This window comes from Bacillus cereus group sp. N31 (assembly GCF_016483245.1).
Taxonomy (GTDB): Bacteria; Bacillota; Bacilli; order Bacillales; family Bacillaceae_G; genus Bacillus_A; species Bacillus_A toyonensis.
In genome coordinates this window covers 116,352-130,187 of sequence record NZ_JAEHCH010000001.1, presented here as the reverse complement: position 1 = coordinate 130,187, position 13,836 = coordinate 116,352, and the positions used below count along the sequence as shown (strand labels likewise).

The window sequence follows — 13,836 nt, the reverse complement described above, 5'->3', positions numbered from 1 at the left end:
ACAGCATAACTATTCTCGTCCAAAATTACTCCTTGGATGAAGGGGTTTTCATGTATTATATTAACAGAGCTTTATTAATATTTAATTAAGCCATTGTTAATATATTGTAAATATCCTTCATCCTATTTTTCAGTTGCCGATTTCGGTAAAACAACTGTAAATGTTGTCCCTTCCCCAACTTCACTATCCACAGTAATTGTACCGTGATGTGCCTCAACTAAATGCTTTACAATCGATAATCCAAGACCTGTACCACCAGTATTTCTACTTCTCGCTTTATCCACTCGGTAAAAACGTTCAAAAATACGTGGAATTTCATCTTTACTAATACCAATTCCAGTATCAGATACTTTTATATAAGCATTGTATTTATCTTCTGCTAATTCAACAGAAACAACGCCTCCAGCCGGTGTATATACGATTGCATTATTAATTAAATTAATAAAGATTTGTTTCAAACGACCAGGATCTCCAATGACAGAGACACGTTTTAATACATTCACTTGTAAAGAGATTTCTTTTTCGCCTGCTTTATTGTCAAGCACCATATGAATATCTTCAAGAAGTCCCTTCATATCAACGGTTTCCATATTTAGTTTAAACCCTTGTTGCTCAATCTTTGACAAATCTAATAAATCTTCAATTAACCCCTGCATGCGTTCACTTTCTTTTAAAATAATGTGTAAGAAATGTTCGCAGAATTTCTTATTATCCATCGCTCCATCCAAGAGCGTTTCTGAAAAACCTTTAATAGAAGTAATTGGCGTCTTTAGTTCATGAGAAACATTTGCTAAAAAGTCTTTTCTCATTTGTTCTAATCTCTTTAACTCTGTTATGTCATGGAATACGAGAACAATCCCTTTCCATTCATGGTTCGTCCCGATAATCGGCGCTCCATATACTTCGAAATGCTTTCGCTCAATTCCAAGTGGCAATAACATTTGTTTACGCACTTTCACTTCTGTCATAAAGATTTCTTCCACAAGCTCTATAATTTCTGTATGGTGGAACGATTCATAATATAAGCGATCTAAATATTCTTCATCTGTTACGTGGAAAGTCTCTTTATAAGAACGGTTTACAAGGTTTATATAACCGCGGCTATCAATTAAAATCATTCCACTTCCCATATTTTCGATTAACGTATGCAGACGATCTTGTTGCATTTCTTGTTCAAGTGTCATCTCTTGTAAATTACGAGCTAAAATATTAATCGCTTTACTCAGCATTCCTGTTTCATCCGAATGACTTTCATAAGCACGTGCTTTATAATTTCCCTTCGCTAATTCAATCGCCACTTTCGTAACTGATTCAATTGGCCTAATATATTGCCCTGTAATTTTCATACCTAAAAACACGACTACAAGACAAGCGATAACAAATCCAATAATTAATAATCCCCACGTTTTTTGATGAACATCTTTCAGAGGCTCAATTGTACTTTTCACCAAAATGTATCCTTGTTTCCCTGCTACATCTTGAACGAACACCGCATGATAAAATTCATTCTTCTGATCCGTTTCTTTCGTAATGACTTTATTTCTTTGTTTCGCTGTTTCGGCAGAAAGTTCTTTAATCATCTCTTGACTAAATGCAGAGTGTGGTCCTTTGCTATATTGAACTTTCTTTTTTTCATCCACAAATATAATAGAAGCTGGTATTTTTTCTTCTAACTTTTCAAATACATACGGCTTTTTTAAAACATCCTCAAAACCTTGTTCTTCTGCTAATACCGCAACATATCCTGTTTCTTTTACCATTCTCTCTTTCGCATGATCTATATAATAGTTTTCAAACACGGTTTCTAACAGTAAACCTAGTCCAACTAAAATAAACACAATAAGAGAAACAAATGTAAAAAGAAGCCTGGAACGAAATTTATTCATCCCCTTTTGGCTCCTCTAATTTATATCCTAAACCACGTATCGTTTTAATGTACGTCGGTTTTTTCGTATTTTTTTCAATTTTATCGCGCAAGTGGCTAATATGAACATCAACAATTCGTGTATCACCAGCAAAATCATAATTCCATACAGCACTTAATAATTGATCACGCGTCAACACGCGACTTTTATTTTTCGCAAGATAAACAAGTAGTTCAAATTCTTTTGGGGTTAATTCAAGCTTTCTTCCTTGGAAATAAGCCTCATAAAACTCCGGTAAAATTTTAAGGTCTGCAATTAGGATGCTATCTTCATCTGGCGCTTCTGCAACTTGCTCTTCTTGCTGTAATTTCGTACGACGCAAAATCGCCTTCACACGAGCAACAACTTCTCTTGGACTAAATGGCTTCGTCATATAATCATCCGCCCCAAGTTCAAGACCTAGCACCTTATCAAATTCATCATCTTTTGCTGTTAACATTAAAATCGGCGTCATAACACGCTGCAATCGTAATTCTTTACAAACTTCCATACCATCCATTTTTGGAAGCATTAAATCTAATATAATTAAATCCGGACGTTCTGTTGTCGCTTTTTGAAGCGCCATTTCTCCGTCCATCGCTGTTATAACTTCAAAACCAGCTTGTTGTAAATTAAATTCAATTAAAGTTAAGATAAATTCCTCATCATCAACTACTAAAATACGATTGTTCATTCTTTTCCTCCAAGTTATAGACTTGAAACCTTCTTCATCCTAGTATTTTCCCCGTTATTCTCATCATACTAGAAAACAGGTCCCCCCTCAATATAATTGTCTATTCATGGATTCAGATTATGCTCTCGTTATCTCTAAAAACAATTACACTCGGCTCAATTAACGTGTTACTATCCACACTTTATACAATTCTATATTCTCATTACATTCTACTTCCGTATGAACATTGAATTCTCGATTTTGTGCTAAGAAAAAAGATAGAACATACGCTATTTTATAGTCCGGTGTTTCATATCCATCAAATACTCTTCCGTACATTTCATTCGCGATCCCGTCTGCCCACACTTCAGCTTCTCTTATCGTTTCAAAAATAACGTCTTCCCTTTTCCATCTCACTTAAAAAATCCCTCCTTCAATTGACTTCAGTTATTAAAGTATGTGATAATTTAATATAATAATTAATATATATGAATATTAATTGTATGGAGATTCTATTATGCGACTAGTACTACCTATTCTAACTTTAGTAGTAACATGTATTCTTACTTTTAACGCTCCAAGCTGGGATACGATTAAAACGGGTTGTTCAGATTTCGCTGAAGGATTTGCTGAAGGATTCTTCAACTAAAAATAGCGCTAGCTCCCTTATTAAAGGTATGCTAGCGCTATTCATATTTTCATGTTTTAAAAATTATCTAATGCTTTTTCCATAATGGAAACAGATTTAAAAGGTGGCGTTACCGTTAATGAACCTTTAACAACCGTTTCTCCTTTTTCATCATGAGCAGATACAAGCATATCAATTGTATGTGCCTCCTCAGAAACAGCCACAACTTCAAAGTGGATTTGTAACGTTTCATAATGGTGAACATGCTTCACGAACGTAAGGTCCTTCCTAATAATATGACTACCTGGACCTGGTAAATATTTCGTAACCGCCGTTGTAATCATTCCCGTTAGCATAATGCTTGGTACAATCGGCTTTTCATACGGAGTTTGGGATGCGTAATCATGCTGAATATATAATGGATTGGCATCATTCGTTAGCCCTAAATACAATAACAAATCTTTATCCTCAATTTTTTCAGTGATAGATAGTTTCTCTCCTACTGTAATTTCATCCATTTTACGACCAATTTGAACTTTTTTCTTTAACATGTTACAACCCCCTCCGATTTTTTCACCTTATTATCCTACTAAAAGCGATACCTTATCCGAAATTTACTATGATGAGGGCAATGTATAGTATAAATCTACAGTTTCATTATAGGATACTACAAATGATAGCGTTTTCATATTATTTCAAAAAAACATTTCATTAAATAGTAGAAAAAGATTCGGGGCCCCGAATCTTTTTCCGCTTATATTTAATTATTAAACAAGAACTTTCATAACGTTACGTACAGACTCTACAGAGCGATCTAACGCTTCTTTTTCCTCTGCAAGAAGTTCTAATTCAATAATTTTTTCAATTCCGTTACCACCTAGAATTACTGGTACCCCTAAGTAAAGGTCACTATAACCATATTCACCTTCAAGATACGCAATAGCCGGTAATACACGGCGTTGATCTTTTAAGATTGCTTCTGTCATTTCAACTAAAGAAGCCGCTGGTGCGTAATATGCACTACCATTTCCTAATAAGCCTACAATCTCTCCGCCACCCTTACGTGTACGTTCTACAATTGCCTCTAAACGCTCTTTCGGAATTAACGTTTCTAACGGAATGCCACCCGCATAGGAATAACGTACAAGAGGTACCATGTCGTCACCGTGTCCACCAAGAACAAATCCTGTAATGTCTTTCACAGAAAGATTTAATTCTTGTGCAATGAATGTACGGAAACGAGCTGTATCTAATACGCCCGATTGGCCGATAACACGCTCTTTCGGGAATCCCGCTTCTTTAAATACAGAATATGTCATTGCATCAACTGGATTTGTTAATACAACAATAATTGCATTTGGTGAATGTTTTGCAATGTCGCGCGTAATACTTTTCATAATTTTAGAGTTCGTTGCTACTAAGTCATCACGGCTCATACCAGGCTTACGTGCAATACCTGCTGTAATAACGACAACGTCAGAATCAGCAGTATCTGCGTAATCAGATGTTCCAATAATGTTAGCATCAAAACCTTGTACTGGGCTCGCTTCTAACATATCTAACGCTTTCCCTTTTGTTGGATTTTCCAGTTGTGGAATGTCCACTAATACAACATCTGCAAGTTCTTTTTGTGCTAATAAGAATGCTGTTGTTGCTCCTGTAAATCCTGCACCGATGACTGAAACTTTCTTGCGTTTGATTGTCATAATTTACCCCCCACTTTAATTATGCGTTTTTGATTATCGCTACATCCATGTTTTTAATAAGCTCATTAGCAAATTCAGAACATTTCACTTCTGTTGCGCCTTCCATTAGACGAGCGAAGTCGTATGTTACTACTTTTGATGCAATTGTTTTCTCAACTGAATCAGTTACTAATTTCGCAGCTTCATTCCATCCTAAATGTTCTAGTAATAATACACCAGAAAGAAGAACAGAAGATGGGTTTACTTTGTCTAAACCTGCATATTTTGGAGCTGTACCATGTGTAGCTTCAAATATAGCATGTCCAGTCACATAGTTAATGTTTGCACCAGGTGCAATACCAATTCCACCTACTTGTGCAGCAAGTGCATCAGAGATATAGTCACCATTTAAGTTCATTGTTGCAACAACATCGAACTCACGTGGACGAGTTAAAATTTGTTGTAAGAAGATATCTGCAATAGAATCTTTTACGATGATTTTTCCAGCCACTTCTGCGTCTGCCATCGCTTTATTCGCTGCATCTTTGCCATCTTTTTCAACGATGCGATCATATTCAGCCCAAGTAAATACTTTATCGCCAAATTCTTGTTCCGCAACTTCATAACCCCAGTTTTTGAAAGCACCTTCTGTAAATTTCATAATGTTTCCTTTATGAACTAATGTAACAGAAGAGCGTTTTTCGTTAATTGCATATTGAATTGCAGCACGAACAAGACGCTTTGTCCCTTCTTCTGAAATTGGTTTAATACCAATACCAGATGTTTCTGGGAAGCGGATTTTATTAACACCCATTGCTTCTTTTAAGAAAGCAAGAACTTTTTCTGCTTCTGGAGATCCTTGTGCATATTCAATTCCAGCATAAATGTCTTCTGTATTTTCACGGAAAATAACCATATCAGTATCTTCCGGACGTTTTACAGGTGAAGGAACACCTTCAAAATAACGAACTGGACGTAGACATACGTATAAATCTAATTCTTGACGAAGCGCTACGTTTAGAGAACGAATACCACCGCCAACTGGAGTTGTAAGTGGACCTTTAATTGCGATTAAATATTCACGGATTAAATTTAAAGTCTCTTCTGGTAACCACTCGCCTGTTTGGTTGAATGCTTTTTCCCCTGCAAGCACTTCTTTCCAAACGATTTTCTTCTCACCATCATAAGCTTTTTCTACTGCTGCTTCTAGTACGCGAGATGCAGCTTCCCAAATATCAGGACCAATTCCATCTCCTTCGATAAATGGAATAATCGGATTGTTTGGTACATTCATAACACCATTAGTTACAGTAATTTTTTCACCTGTCGTCAATGTGATAACCCCCATGTTTGAAATTTCATATGTATGAAACTGAGGGAATAACCCCTCAGTTCAAACCGTTAGTCAAATTAAAATATTCTAATCATTACATCTTCCCAAAAAAATCAGACTTTTGAAAGCGTATTTTTACTATCGAAATAGTGTTTTTCGCTTATCGTTGTGCAATTGGAACATATACTTGATGTGTTGGTCCATTATAATCAGCACGCGGACGGATTAAACGGTTGTTTTCATATTGTTCTAGAATATGAGCTAACCAGCCTGACATACGGCTAATTGCAAAAATAGGTGTAAATAAGTCATGGTCAATTCCTAAACAATGGTATACAGAAGCTGAATAGAAATCAACATTTGGTGGAAGACCTTTTTCTTTTGTTACAATGTCTTCAATTTTGATAGACATATTATACCATTTCTCTTCTCCTAAAAGCACGCATAATCTCTTAGACATTTCACGTAAATGTTTTGCACGTGGATCACCTTGCTCATACACACGATGACCAAAGCCCATGATTTTCACTTTATTTTGAAGAGCATTATGAATATATGATTCTACATTTTCTTCTTCGCCAATTTCAGTTAACATCTTCATTACATTTTCATTTGCCCCGCCGTGAAGAGGACCTTTTAACGCACCGATTGCTGCAGTAATACCAGAATATACATCTGAAAGTGTAGCTACGCAAACACGTGCAGTAAATGTAGAAGCGTTTAACTCATGATCTGCATGAAGTACAAGCGCCTTATCAAAAGCTTCAATTTCAACTTCATTTGGCTCACGATCATTTAACATGTACAAGAAGTTTGCAGCTAATGATAAATCTTTTCTCGGTTCAACAATATCTAAACCTTTACGGATTCTTGCATAAGCGGCAATTAAAGTCCCCACTTGAGCTTGTAATTTAACCGCTTTCAAATAATTGGACTTTTCATCCATAATTTCAGCGCTCTCATCGTATAATGATAGCATGGAAATTGCAGTTCGTAAAACAGACATAGGATGTGCGATCTTTAAATCTACTTGTTTCAAATATGTTAAAATTTCACCTGGCACTTTATAGTATTCTGATACAGTTTCATTAAATTCCGCTAGTTCTTGTTCGTTAGGAAGCTTGCGGTGCCATAATAAGTACACTACTTCTTCAAATGTAGCATTCTCAGCTAAATCATCAATATTATACCCAACATAAGTTAATGTATCATCAATAATAGAGCTCACAGATGATGTTGTTGCTACTACCCCTTCTAAACCTCGAATAACAGTCATGACATTCTCTCCTTTTCCTGAAAAATTCTCCCAACCTTGCTCCTTATATCTATTTGCTCCCCTTATGAATTATGAACGCCCGTTCACTCTTTAGGCAAGCAAAATGCACGATCATGCACATTTGTTGCGATGTTCCCCTCTTAATGTCCATTGCTTACATGGAAAGCATGAGCGTGAATGTCTCCCCGAATCCTCACGCTCAGAACAACAAGTTAGTGAGGAAAATGAATTCCGAAGAGTTTTATGATAAAAACAACATAAAACAATATCATTATAAAATTGTTTTATGTTATTTTTATTTTATCTGGTGTAAAGTCTCTGCTGTTATGTAACTTTTCAAAGTTTCTAATTCTATTATAAACAATTATCTGACTTTTGTGAACAGAAAGAATTCAAAAATTTTATATTACTATAAAATTCCTTATTTAAACATTTGTATAATACTCATAACTGCATAGGCAATTCCAGCCCCAATTAACGGGCCTACAGCCACCCCATTAAATAAGGCAACCGCTATAATCGTCCCAAAAACAAGCGCAGTTGTAATATGAGGGTCCGTCGTCAATAATTGTACGCCGCCTTTCGCTAACAAAGCGACCGCCACACCTGAGGCTAAAGCAATCCATGCATAATATGATTTCGCTGCTTCTCCGAGTTGTTTAAAGCCTATTTCCCCTGTCGCAATCGGTACGAGCACTGCTATTGTAATGACTGTTACACCAAGGTTAATCCCTTTCGTTTGTAAATAAGGAAAGACTTTATCTCCTAAAAACGTAAACTTCAATAAGAATAACACTCCAATGGCTACAGTAAGCGATTGGTTTTTAGCAATAAGTCCTATAATAAGTAGTATGAATAAAAATAACGTTGACTGACTAATCATGTTTGCACTTCCTTTCTGAAAATAATGAACTCGCTTCCAAACAAAAATACCTTTAAACCTATCGTTATACATGTCATATCGATGTCTATTCGCCAATGAGAATAAGCCAACAATTTCATTTTTGTATGCATTTTTAACTTACAAAACGAGACTGTAACCAAAAAAATCAAAGCATATATACATTTTTGAAAACGATGGTCTCTCCTTTCTTTTCTAACAAGAAACAGGTAAAATAAAAAGAAGAGAAAATGAAGTTTTTACCATATAGTAGAAGCATCATCAACAAGCTTTTACAGTCGTTCATGTATTGAAAAAGCAGGGAAAATCCATCATTCCACTATAACATAAAAGTGAAACTTTAATCAGTGAATGCTACTCGTTATAAGTTGAACGAATTAGGCTAATACAAATTGGAATGGGAGGTATACATCTTTGAACCGAAACTTACTATATATGATATTGCGACTCATATTTGTCATTGTAGCAACGGTAGCTGGGTTCTATGTATTACTATACATGTCAGGACTTATCTATCCTTTTATTATCGCTTTTGCATTTGCTTATTTGATTAATCCTGTCGTCAATTTCCTTAATCAAAAACTACAATTCCCTCGCGCACTAGCAGTACTCGTTAGCTTAATTCTCGTATTCGGAGCTATCGTCGGGCTTGTTACATACCTTGTAACAGAAGCAATATCTGCCACAACATACTTACTACAACTTGTTACAGTAAAGTTTCCGGATATCGTTAAATTCGCAGAGCAATTTGCACTTAATCATATTATGCCTCTCTATGACGATTTAATTTCTAAATTTAATCATCTTGGAGAACCGCAGCGTTATACAATTACACAAAACATCCAAAACTTAGGAACTGAAGCAACAACACAAATGAAAGAACTTTTAACAGCTATTATAAGTGGATTAACAAATTTCATTAGTGCATTACCAACAACTCTAACTGTTCTTGTATTCATTTTATTAGCCACTTTCTTCATTAGTTACGATTGGCACCGTCTTGCTCAAAAAGCAAGAAAACTTCTACCGAATCGTGTACATGGCTACGGAAAAACTATTTTTGTCGATTTAAGAAAAGCTTTGTTCGGTTTTGTGAAAGCGCAACTTACACTCGTATCTATGACAACCGTTATTGTACTAATCGGGCTTTTAATATTACGCGTACCATACGCTATTACTATCGCGATTATTACAGGTGTTGTAGATTTACTCCCATACTTAGGGACAGGAGCCGTCTTCGTCCCTTGGGTTATATACGTATTTTTCACTGGCGACACTGCATTCGCCATCGGTCTTCTTATTCTATACATCGTCGTGATTGTCCAAAGGCAAATTATGGAACCTAAAGTACTTTCATCTAATATTGGCCTGGATCCATTAGCGACACTAGTCGCTCTATTTATCGGCTTTAAGCTCTTCGGTTTCTTAGGATTAATCATCGGTCCAGTCACATTAGTACTACTTAATACATTACACAAAGCTCATGTCTTCCATGACTTGTGGAAATACATTAAAGGTTCACCCTCTTCAAAACAATAATTTCTAATTCACACAAAAAACTTAAGGAATAATGAGTGCAATTTCCCACTCATTATTCCTTGTACTTCTTTTTCATACTAACTACATGCAAAAAGAGAATTGCCCCCAAAAAGGATAATTCTCTTGTTTTTTTGCATATAAAAACGAATTTTTTAACCGAAAATACATTTTTATTCTATTTATTTTATAATTATTACTTACATTTATTACTTTTTATGTAAATGAATAAATATACAAATTAGTATAAGATAAGGCTTCAACTAACGATTTCCCTGCTTTTATCAGATTTCATTACGTTCCTCGATCCTTCATACACAAAAATAAAACTTCAATATAGCGGATTTTTTCTACATCCTATTCATTAAGAACAAATAGTATCCAATTTACATGTTCAATCAGAAATATATATCCTACACAATAAAGTGAAACTTTAATCAATCCGGTTTTGTTCATCCCCCACTAATTATTAACCCGCACCAATCAGGCTTTTTACAGAATAAAAAAAGTAGTGCTTAGATCGCTATAATCTAAGCACTACTTCTGAATAATAATAGTAGATCTCTTTCTAAACTTCCATTCCATCCACTTCATAACAAGCGGCTTCAATAAAGCCCTAGTAAAAGGGACAACAAAAATAAACCCCATTACATCCGTCACATATCCAGGAAGCACTAAAAGAATACCTCCTACAAATACAAAAATACCATCTAGTACTGCCTCGCCTGGCATTTCTCCTCTATTCAACTTAGATTGAATCTCTCTAAGCACTTTAAACCCTTGCCTTTTCGCCAAATATACACCTACAACACCAGTAAATACAATCATAGCGAACGTAGACCATAACCCTATTACATGACTCGACCCAATTAATACCGTAATCTCAACCGCCGGTATTAAAATCAACAAGAATAACAACCATTTCACAGTTCTGCACTCCTTTCACAAATCGCTTTAAAGACCCCTAAAACGCTCATATAGACTAAACAGAAGTAAGACATCCATTCACATTAAACTTCATAACAAGCAGCTTGTAAAAGCAAATTTAGACGTTTTAAAATAGTTCTATCATGTTTTTGTGTAAAAAAAAGAGAAGGACTCCGCTCCTTCTCTCCGTATTACTTCTTATAGCACTTCCGCATGTCCATTATAAACAATTCCGCGTGCCGCATCAACTGTTACTTCTTGGCCATTTTTTAAAGTTGCTGTTACGCCGTTTACACCAACAATAACAGGAATACCGATTGATACGCCTACAACAGCTGCATGGCTAGTTAAACCACCTTCTTCTACAACTAAAGCAGCAGCTTTTTCGATTGCAGAAATCATATCTTTATCAGTGCTTGTTGTAACAAGGATATCACCTTCGTTTACGTTCGCTACAGCTTCAGCAGCTGTTTTTGCTACAACTACTTTACCTTTTGCAGCTTTACGACCGATTCCTTGTCCTTTAGCAACTTCTTCACCAACAACATGGATTTTCATTAAGTTTGTTGTACCAGTTTCAGCAACTGGAACACCCGCAGTGATTACTACAGTGTCTCCAAGTCCGATTAGACCTGCATCCATACCTGTGTGAATCGCAGTATCTAACATTTCGTCAGTAGACGCTGCACGTTTCCCAGCCATAAATGCTTGTACACCCCAAACAAGTGCAAGACGACGTCCTACTTGCTCGTCAGATGTTACAGCTACGATTGGAGATTTTGGACGGTATTTAGAGATCATTTTCGCAGTATGTCCACTTTCTGTCGGAGCTACGATCGCAGCTACATCAAGAGCAAGTGCTGTATGCGCAACAGATTGGCTAATTGCATCTGTAATTGTTGGAGTGAACTCTTTAATACGTTTTTTGAACATATCTTCGTATTGTAATGATTTTTCAACACGTACTGCAATGTTAGCCATCATTGTTACCGCTTCTACTGGATATTGACCAGCAGCAGTTTCACCTGAAAGCATGATTGCATCCGTACCATCGAAGATTGCGTTAGCTACGTCACTTGCTTCCGCACGAGTTGGACGTGGGTTACGTTGCATAGAATCTAACATTTGCGTTGCAGTAATAACCGGTTTACCTAATACGTTACATTTTTTGATTAGACGTTTTTGTACTAAAGGTACTTCTTCTGGTGGAATTTCCACACCCATATCACCACGAGCTACCATTAAACCGTCAGAAACTTCTAAGATTGAATCGATATTGTCGATACCTTCTTGGTTTTCGATTTTTGGTACGATTTGGATGTATTGAGCATTATGCTCTTCTAATAATTCACGGATTTCTAATACGTCAGATGCTTTACGAACGAAAGATGCTGCGATGAAATCAACTTTTTGCTCGATACCAAAGATGATATCTTTTACGTCTTTTTCAGTGATACCAGGAAGCTTAATGCTTACGTTTGGTACGTTAACACCTTTTTTATTTTTTACAGTTCCACTGTTTAAAACTTTTGTACGGATGTTTCCGTCAGCTTTTTCGATTACTTCTAGCTCGATAAGACCGTCATCAATTAGAATGCGAGAACCTGGGTCTACATCATCATAAAGACCAGCATAAGATACAGAGAACTTCTCCGCAGTACCTAATACTTGCTCAGTAGAAAGAACTACTTCTGCACCTGTTACAAGTTCAGCTTGTCCGTCTACGAAGTCGTGAGTACGGATTTCTGGACCTTTTGTATCAAGTAAGATACCAACTGTTTTACCAGTTTTCTTTGAAGCTTCACGAATGTTTTTAATACGAGCGCCGTGCTCTTCATGGCTACCATGAGAGAAGTTTAAACGAGCAACGTTCATACCCGCTTCCATTAATTGTTCTAATTTCTCAATACTTTCACTAGCAGGACCTATTGTACATACAATTTTAGTTTTACGCATATTGCACCTCCGAAAATTATGAAACCGTTCCCAAATATCCGACATTACGCCGATTAGATGGATAATTCTTTAGATAATTGATACATATCTTTATCGATTGTATGCTTTTGAGCTAACGCCTCGATAATGTCATGATCAACAAGTTTATTATCTTGAATACCTACACAGCGTCCACCTTTACCAGCAATTAACAACTCAACTGCTCTTGCGCCAAGACGACTTGCTAATACACGGTCTTGTGCACTTGGTGATCCACCACGTTGTACGTGACCTAATACAGTTACACGAGTATCAAAGTTTGTTGCTTCTTCAATATGCTTACCGATGTCAATTGCACTTCCAACACCTTCAGCTACAATGATAATACTGTGTTTTTTCCCACGTTCACTACCGCGTTTTAGACGAGCGATTACATCATCCATGTCATACTCTTCTTCTGGAATTAAGATCGTTTCTGCACCATCAGCTAAACCAGCCCATAATGCGATGTCTCCAGCATGACGTCCCATTACTTCGATAACATATGTACGTTCATGAGATGTAGCTGTGTCACGGATTTTATCAATTGCATCAATAACAGTATTTAAAGCTGTATCGAAACCAATTGTGAAGTCTGTTCCAGGAATATCATTGTCGATTGTACCTGGTACACCAACACATGGGAATCCTTGTTCAGTTAATTTTTTAGCACCTTGGTAAGAGCCATCTCCACCAATAACAACAAGTCCTTCGATACCGTGTTTCTTTAATTGCTCGATACCTTTTAGTCGTACTTCTGGGTCTTTAAACTCAGGACATCTTGCTGTATATAATTTCGTACCACCGCGGTGGATAATATCGCCAACAGAACCAAGTTCTAATTTTTCAATGTGACCAGAAATTAATCCAGCGTATCCATGGTAAATACCATATACTTCAATATCATGGAAAATCGCTTTACGAACAACTGCACGAATGGCAGCATTCATACCAGGTGAATCTCCACCACTTGTTAATACACCAATACGTTTCATTTGT

General features: G+C 36.4%; 13 protein-coding genes. 2 read left to right on the top strand and 11 right to left on the bottom strand.

Features of this window, described 5'->3' with window-relative positions; translation table 11 throughout:
- Nucleotides 1–122: 122 nt before the first annotated feature.
- From phoR to JDS81_RS00715, 3 genes are all read right to left on the bottom strand, one after another.
- Complete coding sequence (gene phoR / locus JDS81_RS00725) at nucleotides 123–1,886, bottom strand: sensory box histidine kinase PhoR (protein ID WP_001032136.1); 1,764 nt, start codon at nucleotides 1,884–1,886, stop codon at nucleotides 123–125.
- Nucleotides 1,879–2,598: a two-component system response regulator PhoP gene (phoP, locus tag JDS81_RS00720; RefSeq protein ID WP_001065218.1), complete on the bottom strand. Its 720-nt coding sequence runs from the start codon at nucleotides 2,596–2,598 to the stop codon at nucleotides 1,879–1,881. The genes phoR and phoP overlap by 8 nt, the downstream gene beginning before the upstream one ends.
- 159 nt (nucleotides 2,599–2,757) lie before the next feature.
- Entirely contained in the window at nucleotides 2,758–2,994 is a 237-nt protein-coding gene (locus JDS81_RS00715) for a hypothetical protein (RefSeq protein WP_001267376.1), read from the bottom strand.
- Between the two features lie 100 nt (nucleotides 2,995–3,094).
- Here JDS81_RS00715 and JDS81_RS30730 point away from each other — a divergent pair, with 100 nt between their 5' ends.
- Complete coding sequence (locus JDS81_RS30730; RefSeq protein WP_001241585.1) at nucleotides 3,095–3,226, top strand: hypothetical protein; 132 nt, start codon at nucleotides 3,095–3,097, stop codon at nucleotides 3,224–3,226.
- 56 nt (nucleotides 3,227–3,282) lie between these two features.
- Here the strand turns inward: JDS81_RS30730 and JDS81_RS00710 are convergent, their stop codons facing one another.
- The 5 genes from JDS81_RS00710 to JDS81_RS00690 all read right to left on the bottom strand — a co-directional run bounded on the left by JDS81_RS00710 (nucleotide 3,283) and on the right by JDS81_RS00690 (nucleotide 8,382).
- Nucleotides 3,283–3,756 (bottom strand): MaoC family dehydratase, encoded by a 474-nt coding sequence (locus JDS81_RS00710; RefSeq protein WP_000914174.1) that lies wholly within the window; start codon nucleotides 3,754–3,756, stop codon nucleotides 3,283–3,285.
- 216 nt (nucleotides 3,757–3,972) lie between these two features.
- Complete coding sequence (gene mdh / locus JDS81_RS00705) at nucleotides 3,973–4,911, bottom strand: malate dehydrogenase (RefSeq protein ID WP_000153235.1); 939 nt, start codon at nucleotides 4,909–4,911, stop codon at nucleotides 3,973–3,975.
- Nucleotides 4,912–4,930: 19 nt separating this feature from the next.
- Nucleotides 4,931–6,223 carry an NADP-dependent isocitrate dehydrogenase gene (icd, locus tag JDS81_RS00700; RefSeq protein WP_000206907.1) on the bottom strand — a complete coding sequence of 431 codons (1,293 nt, stop codon included), beginning with the start codon at nucleotides 6,221–6,223 and terminating at the stop codon, nucleotides 4,931–4,933.
- Between the two features lie 160 nt (nucleotides 6,224–6,383).
- On the bottom strand, nucleotides 6,384–7,499 hold the full coding sequence (gene citZ / locus JDS81_RS00695) for a citrate synthase (RefSeq protein ID WP_000216095.1): 1,116 nt from the start codon (nucleotides 7,497–7,499) through the stop codon (nucleotides 6,384–6,386).
- A 421-nt stretch (nucleotides 7,500–7,920) separates the two neighbouring features.
- The gene (locus JDS81_RS00690; RefSeq protein ID WP_000625507.1) at nucleotides 7,921–8,382 is read right to left on the bottom strand and encodes a DUF441 domain-containing protein; all 462 of its coding nucleotides are present in this window, start codon (nucleotides 8,380–8,382) and stop codon (nucleotides 7,921–7,923) included.
- Nucleotides 8,383–8,814: 432 nt separating this feature from the next.
- Between JDS81_RS00690 and ytvI the strand changes: the two genes are divergently transcribed.
- Entirely contained in the window at nucleotides 8,815–9,939 is a 1,125-nt protein-coding gene (ytvI, locus tag JDS81_RS00685) for a sporulation integral membrane protein YtvI (RefSeq protein ID WP_001081386.1), read from the top strand.
- Between the two features lie 534 nt (nucleotides 9,940–10,473).
- Here the strand turns inward: ytvI and JDS81_RS00680 are convergent.
- From JDS81_RS00680 to pfkA, 3 genes are all read right to left on the bottom strand, one after another.
- The gene (locus JDS81_RS00680) at nucleotides 10,474–10,863 is read right to left on the bottom strand and encodes an FxsA family protein (RefSeq protein ID WP_000871649.1); all 390 of its coding nucleotides are present in this window, start codon (nucleotides 10,861–10,863) and stop codon (nucleotides 10,474–10,476) included.
- Between the two features lie 198 nt (nucleotides 10,864–11,061).
- Entirely contained in the window at nucleotides 11,062–12,819 is a 1,758-nt protein-coding gene (pyk, locus tag JDS81_RS00675) for a pyruvate kinase (RefSeq protein ID WP_001232682.1), read from the bottom strand.
- Nucleotides 12,820–12,872: 53 nt separating this feature from the next.
- Nucleotides 12,873–13,832, bottom strand: a complete 960-nt coding sequence (pfkA, locus tag JDS81_RS00670; protein WP_000821156.1) for a 6-phosphofructokinase — start codon at nucleotides 13,830–13,832, stop codon at nucleotides 12,873–12,875.
- Nucleotides 13,833–13,836: the final 4 nt, after the last annotated feature.